This window comes from Nocardioides segetis (assembly GCF_051390595.1).
In the GTDB taxonomy this organism is placed as follows: domain Bacteria; phylum Actinomycetota; class Actinomycetes; order Propionibacteriales; family Nocardioidaceae; genus Nocardioides.
On record NZ_JBNINR010000015.1, the window covers coordinates 59075 to 77198 of the forward strand.

General features: G+C 72.7%; 17 protein-coding genes. 6 read left to right on the forward strand and 11 right to left on the reverse strand.

Going from position 1 to position 18124, the window contains the following annotated elements:
* Window positions 1-60: 60 nt before the first annotated feature.
* Window positions 61-1110, forward strand: a complete 1050-nt coding sequence (locus tag ACPZVR_RS20655; RefSeq protein WP_436701567.1) for a glycosyltransferase — start codon at window positions 61-63, stop codon at window positions 1108-1110.
* Here the strand turns inward: ACPZVR_RS20655 and ACPZVR_RS20660 are convergent.
* On the reverse strand, window positions 1080-1637 hold the full coding sequence (locus ACPZVR_RS20660; RefSeq protein ID WP_436701568.1) for a TetR/AcrR family transcriptional regulator: 558 nt from the start codon (window positions 1635-1637) through the stop codon (window positions 1080-1082). The two genes, ACPZVR_RS20655 and ACPZVR_RS20660, sit on opposite strands and share 31 nt — an antisense overlap.
* 101 nt (window positions 1638-1738) lie before the next feature.
* On the opposite strand from ACPZVR_RS20660, the gene ACPZVR_RS20665 reads away from it, so the two are divergent.
* Together ACPZVR_RS20665 and ACPZVR_RS20670 are read left to right on the forward strand one after the other, a co-directional pair.
* Window positions 1739-3244, forward strand: coding sequence for a class I adenylate-forming enzyme family protein (locus ACPZVR_RS20665; protein WP_436701569.1), 1506 nt, complete (start codon window positions 1739-1741; stop codon window positions 3242-3244).
* Window positions 3241-4008, forward strand: coding sequence for a crotonase/enoyl-CoA hydratase family protein (locus tag ACPZVR_RS20670; RefSeq protein WP_436701570.1), 768 nt, complete (start codon window positions 3241-3243; stop codon window positions 4006-4008). The genes ACPZVR_RS20665 and ACPZVR_RS20670 overlap by 4 nt, the downstream gene beginning before the upstream one ends.
* Before the next feature lie 31 nt (window positions 4009-4039).
* Here ACPZVR_RS20670 and ACPZVR_RS20675 read toward each other — a convergent pair whose 3' ends face one another.
* Window positions 4040-6328, reverse strand: coding sequence for an FdhF/YdeP family oxidoreductase (locus tag ACPZVR_RS20675; RefSeq protein WP_436701571.1), 2289 nt, complete (start codon window positions 6326-6328; stop codon window positions 4040-4042).
* Window positions 6329-6549: 221 nt separating this feature from the next.
* Here ACPZVR_RS20675 and ACPZVR_RS20680 point away from each other — a divergent pair, with 221 nt between their 5' ends.
* Genes ACPZVR_RS20680 through ACPZVR_RS20690 form a run of 3 tightly spaced genes read left to right on the forward strand, consistent with a single transcriptional unit; the run spans window position 6550 to window position 9991 of the window.
* Window positions 6550-7191 (forward strand): succinate dehydrogenase cytochrome b subunit, encoded by a 642-nt coding sequence (locus ACPZVR_RS20680; RefSeq protein WP_436701617.1) that lies wholly within the window; start codon window positions 6550-6552, stop codon window positions 7189-7191.
* An 11-nt stretch (window positions 7192-7202) separates the two neighbouring features.
* On the forward strand, window positions 7203-9236 hold the full coding sequence (locus tag ACPZVR_RS20685) for a fumarate reductase/succinate dehydrogenase flavoprotein subunit (protein ID WP_436701572.1): 2034 nt from the start codon (window positions 7203-7205) through the stop codon (window positions 9234-9236).
* Between the two features lie 11 nt (window positions 9237-9247).
* Window positions 9248-9991 (forward strand): succinate dehydrogenase/fumarate reductase iron-sulfur subunit, encoded by a 744-nt coding sequence (locus ACPZVR_RS20690; RefSeq protein ID WP_436701618.1) that lies wholly within the window; start codon window positions 9248-9250, stop codon window positions 9989-9991.
* A gap of 92 nt (window positions 9992-10083) precedes the next feature.
* Here ACPZVR_RS20690 and ACPZVR_RS20695 read toward each other — a convergent pair whose 3' ends face one another.
* The 9 genes from ACPZVR_RS20695 to trpS all read right to left on the reverse strand — a co-directional run bounded on the left by ACPZVR_RS20695 (window position 10084) and on the right by trpS (window position 18073).
* Window positions 10084-12057: a bifunctional copper resistance protein CopD/cytochrome c oxidase assembly protein gene (locus ACPZVR_RS20695; RefSeq protein ID WP_436701573.1), complete on the reverse strand. Its 1974-nt coding sequence runs from the start codon at window positions 12055-12057 to the stop codon at window positions 10084-10086.
* Window positions 12054-12647 (reverse strand): copper resistance CopC family protein, encoded by a 594-nt coding sequence (locus tag ACPZVR_RS20700; protein ID WP_436701574.1) that lies wholly within the window; start codon window positions 12645-12647, stop codon window positions 12054-12056. The genes ACPZVR_RS20695 and ACPZVR_RS20700 overlap by 4 nt, the downstream gene beginning before the upstream one ends.
* Window positions 12644-13906, reverse strand: coding sequence for a Dyp-type peroxidase (locus ACPZVR_RS20705; protein WP_436701575.1), 1263 nt, complete (start codon window positions 13904-13906; stop codon window positions 12644-12646). Before ACPZVR_RS20705 ends, ACPZVR_RS20700 begins: the two co-directional genes overlap by 4 nt.
* Window positions 13906-14442: a copper chaperone PCu(A)C gene (locus tag ACPZVR_RS20710; protein WP_436701576.1), complete on the reverse strand. Its 537-nt coding sequence runs from the start codon at window positions 14440-14442 to the stop codon at window positions 13906-13908. Before ACPZVR_RS20710 ends, ACPZVR_RS20705 begins: the two co-directional genes overlap by 1 nt.
* A 64-nt stretch (window positions 14443-14506) precedes the next feature.
* Window positions 14507-15121 (reverse strand): hypothetical protein, encoded by a 615-nt coding sequence (locus ACPZVR_RS20715; RefSeq protein ID WP_436701577.1) that lies wholly within the window; start codon window positions 15119-15121, stop codon window positions 14507-14509.
* A 29-nt stretch (window positions 15122-15150) separates the two neighbouring features.
* The gene (locus ACPZVR_RS20720; protein ID WP_436701578.1) at window positions 15151-15378 is read right to left on the reverse strand and encodes an SCO4848 family membrane protein; all 228 of its coding nucleotides are present in this window, start codon (window positions 15376-15378) and stop codon (window positions 15151-15153) included.
* Window positions 15375-16463 (reverse strand): YihY/virulence factor BrkB family protein, encoded by a 1089-nt coding sequence (locus ACPZVR_RS20725; protein ID WP_436701579.1) that lies wholly within the window; start codon window positions 16461-16463, stop codon window positions 15375-15377. Before ACPZVR_RS20725 ends, ACPZVR_RS20720 begins: the two co-directional genes overlap by 4 nt.
* Window positions 16464-16478: 15 nt before the next feature.
* On the reverse strand, window positions 16479-16985 hold the full coding sequence (locus tag ACPZVR_RS20730) for a 2'-5' RNA ligase family protein (RefSeq protein ID WP_436701580.1): 507 nt from the start codon (window positions 16983-16985) through the stop codon (window positions 16479-16481).
* Window positions 16985-18073 carry a tryptophan--tRNA ligase gene (gene trpS / locus ACPZVR_RS20735; protein WP_436701581.1) on the reverse strand — a complete coding sequence of 363 codons (1089 nt, stop codon included), beginning with the start codon at window positions 18071-18073 and terminating at the stop codon, window positions 16985-16987. Before trpS ends, ACPZVR_RS20730 begins: the two co-directional genes overlap by 1 nt.
* Window positions 18074-18124: the final 51 nt, after the last annotated feature.

The following is an 18124-nucleotide window of genomic DNA, read 5'->3' on the forward strand; positions in this document are numbered from 1 at the left end:
GCCACGTGGCGGACACGGCGGGAGAAGGTCCTGGCAACCCGGCCGCGCCACGCTCGGGCCATGCGGATCGTCCTGGCCACCGAGTCGTTCTACCCGGCGCTGGACTGCACCACCACGACCCTCAAGGCGACCGCCGACCGTCTGGTCGACCGCGGTCACACCGTGCGGATCATCGCGCCCGGCCCCGGCCTCGCCAGCTATCGCGGCTGCGACGTCGTCCGAGTCCGGCCGCTGGAGCCCACCGGGGCGCAGGTGCGGGAGGCGATCGAGGGCTTCGCGCCCGATCTCGTCCAGGTCCACTCGCCCCGCGCGGTGGGTCGCAAGGCGCTCAAACACACCGGGCGCGCCGGCGTGCCGACGCTCGTCGTCGAGCAGTCGCCCGTCCTCGACCTGGCCGCCGACTACTGGCGGGCGAAGGTGGCCGAGCGCGCCGACCGGGTCCTGGTGACCTCCCCGTGGATGGTCGGCCGTGCCGCCGAGCTCGGCGTCGACGCGGCCCTGTGGGAGCCCGGTGTCGACCCGCTCGCGTTCACCCCGACCCTGCGCGACCCGTGGCTGCACCGCTCCTGGTCGCGCGCGAAGTCCGGAGCGCCCCGGACGGTGGTCGGCTACGTCGGCAGTCTGCACAAGGCGGCCGGCGTGCGCCGCCTGACCGCGCTGGCCGATGTGCCCGGCATCCGGATCGTGGTGATCGGCAGCGGCCCGGAGCGCGACTGGCTGGCGCGGCGGCTGCCCCAGGCACGGTTCACCGGTCCGCTCGGCGTCGGCGATCTCACCGTCGCGATGCCGACCCTCGACCTGGTCGTGCACCCGGGCGAGCACGAGACCGACTGCCATGCGCTGCGCGAGGCCGCCGCGTCCGGCGTACCCGTGGTCGCGCCGCGCGCCGGCGGCGCCCGGGACGTCGTGCGCCATCTCGAGACCGGCGTCCTGTACGACCCCGCCGACCCGCGGGACCTCCCCCGGGCCGTCGCCTCGGTGGCGGCCGACCCGCGGCGCCGGCTGCTCGGAGCGGCGGGACGCGAGCGCGCCCTGCGGCGTACCTGGTGCGACGCGGTGGACGAGCTGGTGGCGAGCGCCTACCCGGCGCCGGCGCCGGTGGTCGCCTGACCGAAGGCCTCGACCCAGGCCCGGAGCACGGCCTGCTCCAACGTGGGCCGGTCGCGCAGCACCCCGCCGATCGCCAGCCCGCGCAACAGGGACAGCAGGCCGTCGACGAAGACCTCGAGCCGCTCGTCGTCGAGCTCGCCGACGAGCGGGACGAGCTGGTCGCGCAGCTGGCGGCCGAGCAGCCGCGCGCCGGGCCGGAGCGCGGCCCGCAGCTCGGGATCGGTCCGCGCGGCGACCCACAGCTCGAGCCCGGCGACGTACGTCGGCCGGCGGGTCACCTCGTGCAGCACCGCGACCAGCCGGTCGGCGCCGGCGTCCCCCGCCGCCGCCTGGATCTCGGCGCCCTGCGCCGCGGCGACGTAGTCGACGGCCGCCACGGCCAGCTCGCGCATCGACGAGAAGTGGTGGGTGAGCGCGCCGCGGGTCACCTCCGCCTGGGTCTGGACCCGCTGCATGGTCAGCCCGGCGTAGCCGTGCCGGACCATCACTTCGACCGCGGCGGCCAGGATCTGCTCCCGGGTGCGCACGGCTCGCGATTGACGACGTAGCGGTTCCACGGGCAGAATCCTCGCAGGCACGAAACCGACCATATGGTCTGTTTCTTGGTTAGAACCCCAGAGGAGCTCTCATGGCCTTGGCCGCCAGCCTGGTCCGTCGCGGCGCTGCCGCCTTCCCCGACCGCACCGCCGTCCACGTCGGCGCGGCGTCGCTGACCTTCGCCGAGGTCGACCAGCGGGCCGACCTGATCGCCCATCACCTCGCCGCCCGCGGCGTCGGCAAGGGCACCCACGTGGGCCTGCTGGTCAACAACGGCCTCGACTCGGTGCCGATGGAGTTCGCCGCCATCAAGGCCGGCATCGTCCGGGTCCCGCTCAACGCACGCCTCTCCCTCGACGAGCACGCCGACATGCTGACCGGCTCGCGCACCGGCGTGATCGTCGCCGACGCCACGCTCGCCGGGCGCGCGAACGAGCTCGCGGCCACGATCCCCGGCCTGCGCGCCATCGCCCTCGACGACCTCCTCGCCCCCACCGCCGAGCCGGTCGGCGACCCGGGTGTCGCCCTCGACGCCGACGACCCGACCCTGCTGCTCTACACCTCCGGCACCACCGGCCGACTGAAGGCCGTCGTGCACACCCAGGGCAGCTACGGCGCGATCTGCAGCAACATCCTCGCCAACCTGATCGATCCGCAGCCCGACTCCGTGATGCTGCACGCGGCGTCGCTCATCCACGCGAGCGGCACCTTCGTGCTGCCCTACTGGATCCGCGGCGCGGCCTCCGCGATCCTCCCGGGCTTCGAGCCGGCGGCGTTCGTCGAGGCGATCGCGACGTACCGCGCGACCGAGATCAACCTGGTCCCGACGATGTTCGCGATGCTGCACGACTCGGGTGCCCTCGACGGTGCCGACCTGTCCTCGCTGCGCAAGGTCGTCTACGGCGCCAGTCCGATGCCGCGCCCGGTGCTGCGCCGCTCGATCGAGGCGTTCGGGCCGATCCTGACCCAGTACTACGGACAGACCGAGGCGCCGCTGTGCATCGCCGTGCTCGACGAGCACGCCCATGCCGACGAGGCGCTGTGGGGCGCCTGCGGGATGCCGGCCTCGGACGTCGACCTGCGCCTGCTCGACGAGGACGGGAACGACGTGGCGCCGGGCGGGATCGGCGAGATCGCGCTCCGCGCGCCGTTCCGGATGCAGGGCTACTTCGAGGCGGCGGAGCTCAACGCCCAGACGACGACCGCCGACGGGTGGCTGCGCACCCGCGACCTCGCCCGCTTCGACGACCGCGGCTATCTCCACCTCGTCGACCGCACCAGCGACATGATCATCACCGGCGGCTACAACGTCTACCCGCGGGAGGTGGAGGACGCCCTCTCCTCGCACGCGGCCGTCGCGGAGTGCGCCGTCGTCGGCGCACCGGACGAGAAGTGGGTCGAGGCGGTCACCGCCTTCGTGGCGCTCCGCCCCGGCGCCGCGGCCACCGAGGACGAGCTGATCGAGCACGTACGCGGCCAGATCGCCGCCCACAAGGCACCGAAGTCCGTCCGCTTCGTCGAGGCCGTCCCGAAGTCCGCCGTCGGCAAGATCCTGCGCCGGGCACTGCGTGAGCCGCTGTGGGAGGAGGCCCGATGAGCGACGTCCGGATCGAGACCGACGGCGACGTCACGACGATCGTGCTCGCCCGCCCGGAGCGCCACAACGCCGTGGACGGGCCGATGGCGGCGGAGCTGGCCGCGGCCTTCCGCGCGTTCGAGGCGTCCGACGCCAAGGTCGCCGTGCTGGCGGGCGACGGCCCGTCCTTCTGCGCCGGCGCCGACCTCAAGAGCGTCGGCACGGAGCGGTCCAACCGGGTCTCCCCCGAGGGCGACGGACCGATGGGCCCCACCCGGATGGACCTCGACAAGCCGGTCGTCGCCGCACTCCACGGCCATGCCGTGGCCGGCGGGCTGGAGCTCGCGGCGTGGTGCGACCTGCGCGTCGCCGACGAGGGCACCACGCTGGGCGTGTTCTGCCGGCGCTGGGGCGTGCCGCTCATCGACGGCGGCACCATCCGCCTCCCCCGGCTGATCGGTCACAGCCGGGCCATGGACCTGATCCTCACCGGCCGGCCGGTCGACGCCCGGGAGGCGCTCGAGATGGGCCTGGTCAACCGGGTCGTCCCGGCCGGCACCGCTCGGGCGGCCGCGGTGGCGCTCGCCCAGGAGATCGCCCGCATGCCGCAGACCTGCATGCGTGGCGACCGCCGCTCGGCACGGCAGCAGTGGGCCGACACCGAGGAGTCCGCCCTGCGCCGCGAGCTGGCCATCGGGCTCGCCTCCCTGGCCGCCGACGGCGTCACCGGCGCGGGCCGGTTCGCGTCGGGCAAGGGACGGGGCGGCTCCTTCGACGACATCTGAGCGCCGGCTCGGGCCCGGCCGGGCGCCTCCGTCAGGAACCGACCGGCTCCAGGCGCACGATCACGCCCTTCGAGGTGGGCGTGTTGCTGATCTCGGCGACGCTGTCGAGCGGCACCAGCACATTGGTCTCGGGGTAGTACGCCGCGGCCGAGCCGCGGGCCGCCGGGTAGGCCACCGCGCGGAAGCCCTCCGCGCGCCGCTCGGTGCCGTCGGTCCAGATGCTGACGATGTCGACCAGGTCGCGATCGGCGATCCCCAGCTCGGCGAGGTCGTCGGGGTTGACCATGACGATGCGGCGCGCGTCGTGGATCCCGCGGTAGCGGTCGTTCATCGCGTAGGGGATGGTGTTCCACTGGTCGTGGGAGCGCAGGCTCTGCAGCACCAGGTGGCCCGGCGGCGCCGTGATCATGTCGAGAGCGTTGCAGGTGAAGACCGCCTTGCCGCTCGGCGTCGGGAAGCGGCCCTCGTTGACCGGGTTCGGCAGGCGGAACCCGCCGGGGACCGCGACGCGCGCGTTGAAGTCGGCGAACCCGGGCACCACGCGGGCGATCCGGTCGCGGATCAGCGCGTAGTCGGCCTCGAAGTCCTCCCACGGGATGGCGCCGCCCTCCCCCAGCGTGCGGCGGGCCAGGCGGGCGATGATCGCGACCTCGCTCAGCAGGTGCGGCGAGGCCGGGGCGAGCCGGCCGCGGGACTGGTGCACCTCGCTCATCGAGTCCTCGACCGTCACGAACTGCTCGCCGGTGGCCTGGATGTCACGGTCGCTGCGACCCAGGGTCGGCAGGATGAGCGCGGTGTCGCCGCAGACCGCGTGCGACCGGTTCAGCTTGGTCGAGATCTGCACCGTCAGCCGGCAGCTGCGCAGTGCGGCCTCGGTGACATCGCTGTCGGACATCGCGCGCACGAAGTTGCCGGCGACGCCGACGAACACCCTCGCCCGCCCGTCGCGCATCGCCCGCACGCCGGCGACCGAGTCGAAGCCGTGCGCGCGCGGCGGGACGAAGTCGAACTCCGCGGCGAGGGCGTCGAGGAAGCTGTCGGGCACCCGCTCCCAGATCCCCATGGTGCGGTCGCCCTGCACGTTGCTGTGCCCGCGGACCGGGCACACGCCCGCGCCCGGGCGGCCCAGGTTGCCGCGGAGCAGCAGGAAGCTGACGATCTCGCGGATCGTCGGCACGCCGTGCCGGTGCTGGGTCAGACCCATCGCCCAGCAGACGATGACCTTGCGGGCGGCGAGGACCTCGCGGTGGACCGCCTCGATCTCCTCCCGGGTCAGGCCGGTCGCCTCCAGGACGTGCTCCCAGCCGACGGTGCGGGTGTGGGCGGCGAAGGCGTCGTACCCGGTGGTGTGGGTGGCGATGAAGTCGTGGTCGAGCACGGTGCCCGGCGCGGCGTCCTCGGCCTCGAGCAGGAGCCGGTTGAGCATCTGGAAGAGCGCCAGGTCGCCGCCGGGCCGGATCTTGAGGAAGAGATCGGCGATCTCGGTGCCGCGACCGACGACGCCGCGCGGCTTCTGCGGGTTCTTGAAGCGGATCAGGCCGGCCTCGGGCAGCGGGTTGACCGCGATGACCCGGCCGCCGTTGCGCTTGGTCTCCTCGAGCGCCGAGAGCATCCGAGGATGGTTGGTCCCCGGGTTCTGCCCGACGACGAACACCAGGTCGGACTCGTGGATGTCGTCGAGCGAGACACTGCCCTTGCCGATGCCGAGCGTCTCCCCCAGCCCCGAGCCGCTCGACTCGTGGCACATGTTCGAGCAGTCCGGCAGGTTGTTGGTGCCGTAGGCGCGGGCGAAGAGCTGCAGCAGGAAGGCGGCCTCGTTGTTGAGGCGACCAGAGGTGTAGAACATCGCCTCGTCGGGCGAGTCCAGGGCGTTGAGCTCGTCGGCGACAATGCCGAGCGCCTCGTCCCAGCCGATCGGCTCGTAGTGGCTCGCGCCGGGACGCTTGACCATCGGCTCGGTCAGCCGGCCCTGGTGGTTGAGCCACATGTCGGACGCCTCGCCGAGCTCGGCCACCGAGTGCTCGGCGAAGAACTCCCGGGTCACCCGGCGGGTCGTCGCCTCGTCGCTGACGTGCTTGGCGCCGTTCTCGCAGTACTCGTTCTTGTGCCGGTGGCCGGGATCCGGCCAGGCACAGCCGGGGCAGTCGATGCCCTCGGTCTGGTTCAGGCTGAGCAGGGTGAGCAGGGTCCGCTTCGGCCCGGCCTGGGCCAGCGCGTACTCCATGGCGTGCGCGACCGCGGGCACGCCGGCGGCGTACGTCTTCGGCGGTGTCACGTCGAGGTCGTCCTGGGGGTCCGCTTCCCGCCGCTTCCTGCTCACCCCCGCAGCGTCCCGCGCCGCCCGGATCGCGTCAAATATCCCACCCGCCGCGGGAGCGCGCCGGATCCGGTAAGGGTTGCCTTACGTGCATATCTCACATGATCCGTGTCACCTACCGGTGCGTAGCGGGAGTAGCGTGGCCCCCCGTGGCAACGACGACGCGTCCCCAACTGGTGAAGGGCAGCCGTGCAGCGCGCACGACCATCGCCCTGAAAATGCTCATGGCCGTGAGCGGCCTGCTGTTCATCGGCTTCGTGCTGGCGCACATGTACGGCAACCTCAAGGCCTTCGCCGGCGAGGAGGCGTTCAACGAGTACGCCCACCACCTGCGTGAGATCGGGGAGCCGATGCTCCCGCACGAGGGCTTCCTCTGGATCATGCGGGTCGGCCTGATCGTCGCCGTCGTCGTCCACATCGCCTGCGCCGTCGCCCTGTGGCGGCGCGCCGCGGCCGCCCGCCCCGTGCAGTACGTCGCCAAGAAGAACAACGGCTCCTCGCTCTCCTCGCGCACCATGCGCTGGGGCGGCGTGACACTGCTGATCTTCATCGTGTGGCACCTGCTCAACTTCACCATCGTCAAGGTCAACCCCAGCAACGGCGACACCGGCGGCGAGAACCCCTACGCCCTGATGATCGACACCTTCGACCTGTGGTGGATGACCATCCTCTACCTGCTCGCCATGGTGGCCCTCGGCCTCCACCTGCACCACGGCACGTTCAGCTCGCTGCAGACGCTCGGGTTCACCAACACCGCGGTCTCCCGCGCCCGGGCCCGGGCGACGGGCTGGATCGTCGCGATCGTGATCGCCGGCGGCTTCTCGCTGGTCCCGCTGTCCGTCCTCGTCGGCATCATCGAGAAGTAAGGAGCTCCCCCATGGCTGGAAGCACCCTCCACGACGGCCTCACGCCGCTCAACGAGCCCTCCGTTCAGAAGTCCGACGACGCGCACGGCTACTACACGCTCGGCGACAAGCTGGTCGACCCGGTCGCCCCGACGGGACCGATCAAGGACCGCTGGACCACGCGCAAGTTCGAGAACCGCCTGGTCAACCCGGCCAACCGCCGCAAGCTCGACGTGATCATCGTCGGCACCGGCCTGGCCGGCGGTGCCGCCGCCGCGACGCTCGGCGAGGCCGGCTACAACGTGAAGTCCTTCTGCTACCAGGACTCCCCGCGCCGGGCGCACTCGATCGCCGCCCAGGGCGGCATCAACGCGGCGAAGAACTACAAGGAGGACGGCGACTCGACGTTCCGTCTCTTCTACGACACTGTCAAGGGCGGCGACTACCGCTCGCGCGAGTCGAACGTCTACCGCCTGGCCGAGGTGTCGGCCAACATCATCGACCAGTGCGTCGCCCAGGGCGTCCCCTTCGCCCGTGAGTACGGCGGCCTGCTCGACAACCGCTCCTTCGGCGGCGTGCAGGTGTCCCGCACGTTCTACGCGCGGGGCCAGACGGGCCAGCAGCTGCTCATCGGCGCCTACCAGGCGATGGAGCGCCAGGTCGCCGCCGGCACCGTCGAGCAGTTCACCCGCCACGAGATGCTCGAGCTGGTCGTCGTCGACGGGAAGGCCCGCGGCATCATCGCCCGTGACATGGTCACCGGCGAGATCGAGACCCACCTCGCCGACGTCGTCGTCCTCGCCACCGGCGGCTACGGCAACGTCTTCTTCCTCTCCACCAACGCGATGGGCTCCAACGTCACCGCCGCGTGGCGGGCGCACCGCAAGGGCGCCTACATGGCCAATCCCTGCTACACGCAGATCCACCCGACGTGCATCCCGGTCTCCGGCGACCACCAGTCGAAGCTGACCCTGATGTCGGAGTCGCTGCGCAACGACGGCCGGATCTGGGTGCCGAAGAAGAAGGAGGACTGCGACAAGGACCCGCGGGACATCCCCGAGGAGGACCGCGACTACTACCTGGAGCGGATCTACCCGTCCTTCGGCAACCTGGTCCCCCGCGACATCGCCTCCCGGGCCGCGAAGTACATGTGCGACGAGGGTCGCGGTGTCGGTCCGATGGTCGGCGACTTCCGCCGCGGCGTCTACCTCGACTTCAGCGACGCGATCAAGCGCCTCGGCGAGGACGCGGTCCGCGAGAAGTACGACAACCTCTTCGACATGTACGAGCGGATCACGGGCGAGAACCCCTACCAGGTCCCGATGCGGATCTACCCCGCCGTGCACTACGTCATGGGCGGGCTGTGGGTCGACTACCACCTGCAGTCGAACATCCCCGGCCTGTTCGTGTCGGGCGAGGCCAACTTCTCCGACCACGGCGCCAACCGCCTCGGCGCCTCGGCGCTGATGCAGGGCCTGGCCGACGGCTACTTCGTCCTGCCCAACACCATCCGCGACTACCTCGCCGACGGCCCCTTCGAGAAGATCGACGAGTCGCACCCCGCGGTCGTCGAGGCGAAGCGGGACGTCGAGGACCGGATCGCGAGGTTCCTCTCCATCAACGGCACCCGCTCGGCCGACAGCTACCACAAGGAGCTCGGCAACATCATGTGGGAGTACTGCGGCATGGAGCGGACCGAGGAGGGCCTGCGCAAGGCCATCGACCTCATCCGCGAGCTCAAGGCCGACTTCTGGAGCAACCTGAAGGTCCTCGGCTCCGCCGACACCCTCAACCAGAGCCTGGAGAAGGCCGGCCGCGTGGCCGACTTCATCGAGCTCGGCGAGCTCATGTGCATCGACGCCCTCAACCGGCGCGAGTCCTGCGGCGGCCACTTCCGGGCGGAGTCGCAGACCGAGGACGGCGAGGCGCTGCGCCACGACGACGAGTTCGCCTACGTGGCGGCGTGGGAGTGGGGCGGCGACTCGCTCGAGGGCGGCCAGCCGGTGCTGCACAAGGAAGACCTGATCTACACCGCCATCGAGATGAAGCAGCGGAGCTACAAGTGAGCGCGGACAGCATGAACCTGACCCTGAAGATCTGGCGCCAGAGCGGGCCGAACGACAAGGGCGGCATCCACACCTACCAGGTGTCGGGGATCTCGCAGGACATGAGCTTCCTCGAGATGCTCGACGTCCTCAACGAGCAGCTGAACGAGAAGGGCGAGGAGCCCGTCGCGTTCGACTCCGACTGTCGCGAGGGCATCTGCGGGATGTGCTCGCTGATGATCAACGGCGAGGCCCACGGTCCGGAGGTCACCACGACCTGCCAGCTCCACATGCGCTCGTTCAAGGACGGCGACACGATCACGATCGAGCCCTGGCGCGCCGAGCCGTTCCCGGTGATCAAGGACCTCGTCGTCGACCGCTCGGCGTTCGACCGGATCATCCAGTCCGGTGGCTTCATCTCCGCCAACACCGGCTCGGCCCCCGAGGCCAACTCGGTGCCCGCGCCGCGCGACAAGGCGATGCGGGCCTTCAACGTGGCCACCTGCATCGGGTGCGGCGCGTGCGTCGCGGCGTGCCCGAACGGATCGGCATCGCTCTTCGTCGGCGCGAAGATCACCCACCTCGGCGAGCTGCCGCAGGGCCAGCCCGAGCGCTGGACCCGCGTCGTCGACATGGTGGGCCAGCACGACCACGAGGGCTTCGGCGGGTGCACCAACATCGGCGAGTGCGCCGCGGCCTGCCCCAAGGAGATCCCGCTGGACGTGATCTCCCAGCTCAACAAGGACCTGCGCACCGCGCTCCGGAACGGCCACTGACCCGGCGCATCTGAACGCCCACCAGGCGCCGACCCGTCGCGTTTGAACGCGACGGGTCGGCGTGTTTTTTGCGTACAGATGCGACGGGTCGGCTATGACCGGCCGGAGGCCCGCCGCAGCATGTCGTTGTAGGCCGTCAGCTCGGAGTCGCCGTCCCGGTCGGCCGCCCGGTCGCGCCGCCGGGCCTCGCGCTCGTCGTCACGCCACCACTGGATGAGGAGGACGACGATCACCATCACCATCGGCACCTCGCCCAGCGCCCAGTTCATCGCACCGGCGAGATGCTGGTCGTCGGCCAGGCTCGTGACGTAGGGGACGTCGAGCAGCCGGAAGTACTCACCGCCGATGATCCGCTCCGAGCCCATCACGCTGATCGAGAAGAACGCGTGGAAGGGCATCGTGACGAGCAGCAGCATCAGCCGGCCGACGTACGACGTCCCGGCGCCGGGCCGGTCGCCGATGAGCACCTCGAAGAACACCAGTCCCGCCAACAGGAAGTGCAGCTCCATGGCGAGGTGCCCCAGATGGTTGCGCATCAGCACGTCGAACAGGCTGCTGAAGTAGACGACATAGAGGCTGCCGACCAGCAGCAGCGCCGCGGTCACCGGGTGGAGCACCAGGCGGGCGAGCCGCGAGTCGAGCGCGGCGGCGAGCAGCTGGCGCGGGCCGACCCCGCCGGGGACGTCGCTGCCCGGCAGCGCGCGCAACGCGAGCTGGAGCGGGCGCCCGGAGACGAGCAGGATCGGCGCGACCATGGAGAGCGCCATGTGGGCGGCCATGTGGGCGCTGAACATCACGCCGGCGTAGCTGCCGAGTCCCCCGAAGGTGGCGTAGCCGACCACCGCGAGACCGGCGAACCACGCGACCGTGCGGCCGAGCGGCCAGCGGTCGCCGCGACGGCGCAGGGTCCGGATCCCGACGACGTAGGCGACGGCCCCGAGCCCGACGACGAGAAGGCCCAGGCCGGACGGGGTGAACGACCACAGCAGTCGCCCGAGCGTCGGGGCGGGCGGCACCGGTCCGCCGAGGAGCCCCTCGGCGAGCGAGGTGTAGAGGTCCTCCGGCGCCGGCGGCGGCGTCCGGCTGAGACCGACGCCCGCGCCGACGGCGACAGCCATCACGAGCAGCTCCACGCCGGTGAGGCGCAGCAGCACCACCCAGTCCTCGGCGGCACTCGCGACCACGCGGCGACGCAGGGTCAGGCCGATCAGGCCGGCGACGACGACGACGGCGGTCTTGGCCAGCACCCCGGCGCCGTACGCCGAGAGCAGGTCCGCGGGGCGAGCCATGCGCACCCAGGCACTCACCACGCCGGAGACCGCGGTCAGTCCGAGGCACCAGCCGGCGAGCGCCGAGAAGCGGCGCAGGGCGCGGTCGCGCACCTGGCTCGCGAGGGCGACGTGCCACCACAGCGCCAGCAGCCCGGCCAGCCAGACGACCGCGCCCAGGACGTGCACGATCATCGCCACGATCGCGGCGTCGTGGTTGCCGGCCGAGGACGCGTGACCGGTGAGGATCGGCGGCACGACGGCGATGAGCGCGAGGCCGAGGAGCACGAGCACGCCGCGGGCGGTGAGCACCCATCGGGCCGCGACCGCGAGCACGGCCAGGAGCGCCGCCTGGGCCACCAGGGCCCGCGGCTGGTCGACGCCCGTGGCGAAGCCGCGCAGCTCCCGCCACCGGATGTCGCCGACCGGGATCGCGAACTGGTCGGAGTAGGTCAGCACCACCTGGACGAGCGCGACCACGCACCAGGCCGCGGCGAGCCGGCGCACCGGCCGCAGGGCCCGGAACGCGGTCCCGCCGAGCTCGCTCTCGGGTCGGCGCATGGTGAGCGGCGCGACGAGGAGGCCGGCGACCACGGCGACCGCGAGGACGTCGGCCGTCAGCCGCAGCGCGGGCAGTCCCCACCCGGTCAGCCGTCCGGGGTCGGGCAGTCCGGGGATCGGCTCCTGGGGCGCGCCGCCCCCCGCCACGAGGAGGACGAAGGCGACCGCGGCGGCCAGGACCACCGCGGCCGCGACCGGGGCCGCCCCGCGGCGCGCTCGCTCGACGGTGTCGCTCACCGGGACCTCCGTCGGCTCCACAGCAGCAGGCCACCGGCCGCGGCGAACAGGGCGACGGCCACGCCGGCCTGGACCTGACCCAGCGAGGGACCGCCGTCGTCGCCGGCTCCCCCGGCCCCGTCGTCGCGGGCGGGCGCGTCGCCGTCGGCGGGCGGCGCGGGCGCCGTCGAGCCCGTCGGCGTCGGCGCGGTCTCGTCGAGCGGTCCGTCGCCGACGACGAAGGCGATCCGGCCGGTGACCGGGTGACCGTCCTCGGAGACGACGCGGAAGGCGAGGCCGTAGGTGCCCTCGGGGGCGGTGCCGCCGAGGTCCACGCTCACGACGCTCCCGTCGATCCGGGCCTCGCCCTGGTCGGCCCGCGAGCCGTCGGGCGCCGTGACGACGACGTACGCCGGCGCGCTGATCGGCTCGCTGAACTCGAGTCGCACCCGGTCGGGCATCCGGTCGAACCGCTGTCCGGCCTGCGGGTCGCTGCCGACCAGCGACGCGTGCGCCGCCGCCGGCAGGCCCCAGCCGGCCGCCAGGACGGCGGCCACCGCCATCGATGCCCCGAAGATCGATGCCGCGAGGATCGCGTGCCTGCTCCTCATCTGTCCCCTTCCTGGGTGGTGCCGGTGCCCTCGAGCAGCTGCTGGCCGACGTAGCCGCCCGGCGGCGCGGCGGGAGGGACGGCGTAGACGGCCGAGCCGATCGTGACGACCCAGTCGTTGAGCCGGTCGAGCTCGTCGAGCCGGCGCTGGACCGGGACGAACTGGCGGCTCGGGTCGGCGGCGAAGGCGAGGAACAGCAGCCCGCTGTCCTCCCCGCTGCTGCGTGCCGGGTCCGCCTCCGTGTAGTTGTACGCGCGGCGCAGGAAGCGCTCACGAGGGTCGGCGCTGCGGGCCCGGGCGATGTGGCTGGCCGGGTCGATCACCGGGAAGCCGAACCGGTCGGTGGCGGCGAAGTCGGGCTCGTCGAACTCCCGCTCCCCCGTCAGCGGCGCGCCGGTGTCGAGCCGGCGACCGACGACGACCTCGCGGCCGACGCGGTCCACCCGGTCCCACTTCTCCAGCTGCATCCGGATCCGCCGTACGACGAGGAAGGTGCCTCCCGCGAACGCCGGATCGCCGTCGGCCCAGACCAGGGAGTCGAAGTCGGGCTCCGCCGGCGCCGGGTTGACCGTGCCGTCGACCTGGCCCATGAGGTTGCGCATGGTGGTGCCGTCGGGCACCGTCCCGCGCGCGGTGCGGAAGCCGGACTGGATCCACCGCACCTCGGCGAAGGTGCGGGCGTCCTTGACCAGCATCCGGCGGGCATGGGCCAGCGTGGTGGGGTCGTCGCAGCAGACCTGGGCGACCACGTCGGTCTGGCCCCACCGCGGGTCGAGCCGGTCGCGACCGAAGGTCGGCAGCTCCTCGAGCACCGGCCGGCGGGCGGCGGGGACCAGGTCGCGCAGCACCCGCGGGCCGAAGCCGAAGGTGACGCTCAGCCGCGCCGGGTGCGCCGCCAGCTCGGGCTCGGTGTCGGCCAGGGCGGCGGTGCCCGTCGCGAGCCGTGCGGCGTCGTCGCTGAGCAGGCGCATCATCCGGCCGAGCCCGGTCGCGTCGACGTCCGGGTGCAGGTGCCAGCCGACGAGCGCCAGGTGGGCCTGCGGCGCGGTGTCGATGCCGGGCTGGTGGGTGCCCACGACCGGGACGGTCTCCGCGCCCGCGGCCGGACCGACCACCCGCGGGGCGCCCTCGGCGGGGGCCGCCGCGGCGGCGCCGTTCGCCACGAGCGCGGACGCGCTCCACCCGGCACCGGCGCCGCCCAATGCGGCGGCGCCGGTGCGGAGGACGCGCCGGCGGTCCCACCGGGGACCGCCGGACATCAGTGCTCGCCGCCGTTCTGGTACTGCTCGTCGGCGCCGTCGAAGGCCTTGACCGTCGCCTCCACCGGCACGGTCGAGCCGTCGCCGAGCGTCAGGGTCAGCGTCACGGTCGTCCCGGGCTCGACCGGGGCGCTCAGGCCCATCAGCATCAGGTGGTCGCCGCCCGGCTCCAGGGTCAGGCTCCCGCCGGCCGGGATGACGAAGCCGCCCTCCTTGGGCCGCATCGCCATCGAGCCGTCCTCGTTCTCGACGGTCTCGTGGAGCTCGGTGGAGGCGGCGGCCGTCGTGGTGGCGCTGACCACGGTCACGTCGTCGGTGCTGTCGTTGACGAGCGTCCCGAAGGCCGCGGTCATGCCGTCCGTCGCGGCCTTCACCCAGGGGTCGGTGACGGAGAGCGCGGCGTTGCCGGCGGCGTCTGCGGCGTCAGCGGTCCGCGTCGTCGCCGCCGGGTCCCGGGCGTCGTCGGAGCCGCCGCAGGCGGCCATGGCGGGCAGGAGCACGGCGGTCAGGACCGCCGCGCCGAGGTGCTTCTTCATGGGTCTTCCGTTCGGTGGGCGCGCCGCGGCGCGCGAGGGAGCGCACGCGCGCCACCGGATCGGATCAGCGCACGGCGCAGGAGGGGGTGAGGAGGAGCGCGACCCGCGGCGGGGCCCGCGGCCGGCCGGGGCGCGTGGCGGACCGGCCGCGCAGGCGCCGGACCCGGTGCGGGACGCGGGCCCGGTACCCGACCGCGGGCAGCGCCACCGGCAGCAGCAGCGGCAGCAGCCAGCCGGCCGCGGCTCGGAGGATGTCGAGCGCGGCCCGGTCGAGACCGGCGGCGACCACGATCGTCGCGACCGCGACGAGCGCGTGCAGCGCGAGCATCGCGGGGGTGGGCAGCATCGTGCCCTGCTCCACGGCACCGCCCGGGTGGCCGTGCGCGTGGGCGGGGGCGCCGGCCGGCGCGAGCATGAGGCAGAGGTGTCCGAGGGTCTGCGCGACGAGGGCGGTCGCGGCGATCCGGGGCAGGCCCACCGCGTTGCCGGGCGTGAGCGCGATGCTCATCGGCACCACGACGACCGTGACCACCAGGCCGGGGACCAGCTCCAGCGAGCCGCCGGCCACGACGTGGGCGACGAGCGCGCCGAAGGCGGCCACGGTCCCGGCGGCCGCGCCCCGCACGTGCCGGAAGCGCCAGGCCCGCGCCTGGGCGCGGGCGACGGGTCCGGTGGTCATCAGGGTCTCCAGGTCGGGTGGGCGGTGGGTCAGGCGTCCCGGGACGCCCGCAGTGCCTTCCAGCCCAGGGAGCCGAGCAGGCCGGCGATCACGAAGTTCACGACGATGAGCACGGTGTGGGCCACCCAGTAGCCGGTGGCCCGGTCCTCGCCGGCGTCGTAGGCCTGGTAGAGGTTCTTGGCGAAGTTGCCGAAGGAGAAGACGTTCCAGGCGGCGACGGCCAGGAGCAGGAGGGCGTGCTTGCGCTCGAACTTCACCTCGTCAGTGTCCCAGACCGCCCCACGCGACCCCGCCGTGGCCGTCGGCGCCGGCCGGCCAGTGTGAGCAGGGTCCCTACCAGGCCGCCCGCGGCGAAGGAGACCAGGCCGGGCAGCCGGGGTGCGGGCGTCGGCGCCGCACCGGTCGGGTCGTCGTGGGGCGCCACCGCCGCGGCGATGGCCGCGGCGGCCGGGACCGGCACCGGCGGGCGCTCGGCCGCCGGGCTGGTGCGCGCCCACGCGGCGGCGTACAGGATGACGCGGGAGAAGTAGTTGATCCAGACCAGCAGGATCAGCGCGATGCCGAAGGCCTGGAAGGCGGGCTGCCCGCGGGTGCCGGAGAGCAACAGGCCGGAGAGCTGCTTGAGCACCTCGAACCCGACCGCGCCGAGCCAGGCGCCCGACCACAGCGCACGGTCGGGCAGCGGCGGGCGGGCGAGGAGCCGGAACATCAAGAAGAACAGCAGGGCCGAGGCGGCCAGGCCCAGCCCGACCGCGATCACCGCCACCAGCCACCCGAGCTGGGCACCGACGCCGAGCAGGTCGAGCACAGCCCGCGAGGTCCGGGTGAGCACGGCGGAGGCGATCACGCTCGAGAACAGCACGACGCCCAGGACGGCGAGGGTCAGCAGGTCGCGCAGCTTGCCGACGACGAAGTTCGGCCGCAGTCGCTGCGGCATCTCGAACAGCACGGCCAGCGCGGCCTGCAACGACGACAGCCAGCCGAGCCCGGTGTAGAGCACGCCGACCAGGCCGATGATCCCGACCGTGCGGGCCGCGTCCTGCACGTCGTCGAGCCTGACCTGGCCGGTGCCGTCGCCGACGAGGCCCGGGAGCACCGCGTCGATCGCGTCGACGAGCGCGTCCTGGGCGTCGGGGAAGACCTGGGCCACCCAGCCGACGACGAAGAACGCGAGGGCCAGGATGGGGAACACCGACAAGAACCCGAAGTAGGTCACCCCTCCGGCCTGCTGGCTGCCCTGCACCTCGCCGTACAGCTCCTGGGTCCGCACGGCGTGGTCCACCACGGGCGAACGCTCACGGAGCCGGGCGACGGTGGACTTGGCGCGGTCGACCAGGGTCATCGGCGCCTCCCTTCCTCAGGACAGGGGGAAGATGCGGGTCGAGCGCCACCCCTCCTGCTCGTGGTGGACGTAGAGGTGGAAGTCGGTGACGTCGAAGGCGCACTCGAAGCCGGCCAGGTCCTCGAAGGCACGGTCCAGGGTCGGGTCGTCGAGGTGGTGCGCCACGGTGACGTGCGGGTGGTAGGGGAAGTCGAGCTCGACGGCGAGCGGCCCCCGTCGTACGGCGTCGGCGAGCTGCTCGCACTGGGAGATCCCCTCCGCGAGGCTGACGAACACGACCGGCGACACGGGCCGGAAGGTACCCGTTCCGCGCAGGTGCACCCGGAAGGGCGGGATCCCGGCCGCGGCGGCGGCCAGATGCGCCTCGATCTCGGCGAGCGCGCCGGTCACCTCGGTGGGCGGGATGAGGGTGATGTGGCTCGGGACCCCCTGAGCGGTCGGGTCGCCGATCCGGTGGCGATAGTCGACCAGCTCGGCGGCCCAGGGCTCCGGGATGGCGATGGCGACACCGATCACCGGCATCAGCCGGCCTCCGTACGACGCTCCACCGGTGCCACGAACCCGACTCGTTGATAGACGTCGCGCAGCGTGCTCTCCGCGACGGCGCCGGCGGTCTCGGCCCCCTGGGCCAGCACCTGCATCAGGTGGTCCTGGTCGTCGAGCAGCTCGAGGGTGCGGTCGCGGAACGGGGTGACGAAGTCGACCACCACCTCGGCGAGGTCCTTCTTCAGGTCGCCGTACATGCGCCCGGCGTACTGCTCCTCCAGGGCCGCGATGCTCTCCCCGGTCAGCGCCGAGTAGATCGTCAGGAGGTTGCTGACCCCCGGCTTGGCGTCCTGGTCGAAGCGGATCTCGGTGCCGGAGTCGGTGACCGCGGAGCGGATCTTCTTCGCCGTGACCTTGGGATCGTCGAGCATCTCGATGATGCCGCCCGGCGCCGAGCCGGACTTGGACATCTTCCGGGTCGGCTCCTGCAGGTCGTAGAGCTTCGCGGTCGCCTTGAGGATGTAGGGCTCGGGCAGCCGGAAGGTCTTCTTGAACCGGCTGTTGAACCGCTGGGCGAGGTCGCGGGTCAGCTCGAGGTGCTGGCGCTGGTCCTCGCCGACCGGTACGTAGTGGGGCCGGTAGGCCAGGATGTCGGCGGCCATGAGGACCGGGTAGGCGAACAGGCCGACGCTGGCCGCGCCCTCGCCGCCCTTGGCCGACTTGTCCTTGAACTGCGTCATCCGCCGGGCCTCGCCGAATCCGGTCAGCCCGTTGAGCACCCAGGCCAGCTGGGCGTGCGCGGGCACATGGCTCTGCACGAAGACCGCCGACTTCGCCGGGTCGACGCCCGCAGCCAGCAGTTGCGCGGCGCTGCGCAGGGTGCGCTCGCGCAGCACCTTGGGGTCCCAGTCGACGGTGAGCGCGTGCATGTCGGCGATGAAGAAGAAGGGCTGGTGGTCGTGCTGCAGGTCCACCCACTGCCGCACCGCGCCGACGTAGTTGCCGAGGTGGAAGGAGTCCGACGTCGGCTGGATGCCGGAGAGGACGCGCGGACGGGCGGTCCCCTCGGGCACGGCCGGCTGGGCGGTCTCCGGCACGGGCGGGTGCGCGGTGGTGGCGGACATGGGAGCGATTCTCTCAGGCTGCCGCCGCCGGCCGAAACCTGGATCGGCTCC

Coding starts and splice junctions, on each gene's coding strand:
- ACPZVR_RS20655 (WP_436701567.1), top strand. CDS start 61: ATGCGGATCGTCCTGGCCACCGAGTCGTTCTACCCGGCGCTGGACTGC.
- ACPZVR_RS20665 (WP_436701569.1), top strand. CDS start 1,739: ATGGCCTTGGCCGCCAGCCTGGTCCGTCGCGGCGCTGCCGCCTTCCCC.
- ACPZVR_RS20670 (WP_436701570.1), top strand. CDS start 3,241: ATGAGCGACGTCCGGATCGAGACCGACGGCGACGTCACGACGATCGTG.
- ACPZVR_RS20680 (WP_436701617.1), top strand. CDS start 6,550: ATGGCCGTGAGCGGCCTGCTGTTCATCGGCTTCGTGCTGGCGCACATG.
- ACPZVR_RS20685 (WP_436701572.1), top strand. CDS start 7,203: ATGGCTGGAAGCACCCTCCACGACGGCCTCACGCCGCTCAACGAGCCC.
- ACPZVR_RS20690 (WP_436701618.1), top strand. CDS start 9,248: ATGAACCTGACCCTGAAGATCTGGCGCCAGAGCGGGCCGAACGACAAG.
- ACPZVR_RS20700 (WP_436701574.1), bottom strand. CDS start 12,647: ATGAGGAGCAGGCACGCGATCCTCGCGGCATCGATCTTCGGGGCATCG.
- ACPZVR_RS20705 (WP_436701575.1), bottom strand. CDS start 13,906: ATGTCCGGCGGTCCCCGGTGGGACCGCCGGCGCGTCCTCCGCACCGGC.
- ACPZVR_RS20710 (WP_436701576.1), bottom strand. CDS start 14,442: ATGAAGAAGCACCTCGGCGCGGCGGTCCTGACCGCCGTGCTCCTGCCC.
- ACPZVR_RS20715 (WP_436701577.1), bottom strand. CDS start 15,121: ATGACCACCGGACCCGTCGCCCGCGCCCAGGCGCGGGCCTGGCGCTTC.
- ACPZVR_RS20725 (WP_436701579.1), bottom strand. CDS start 16,463: ATGACCCTGGTCGACCGCGCCAAGTCCACCGTCGCCCGGCTCCGTGAG.
- ACPZVR_RS20730 (WP_436701580.1), bottom strand. CDS start 16,985: ATGCCGGTGATCGGTGTCGCCATCGCCATCCCGGAGCCCTGGGCCGCC.
- trpS (WP_436701581.1), bottom strand. CDS start 18,073: ATGTCCGCCACCACCGCGCACCCGCCCGTGCCGGAGACCGCCCAGCCG.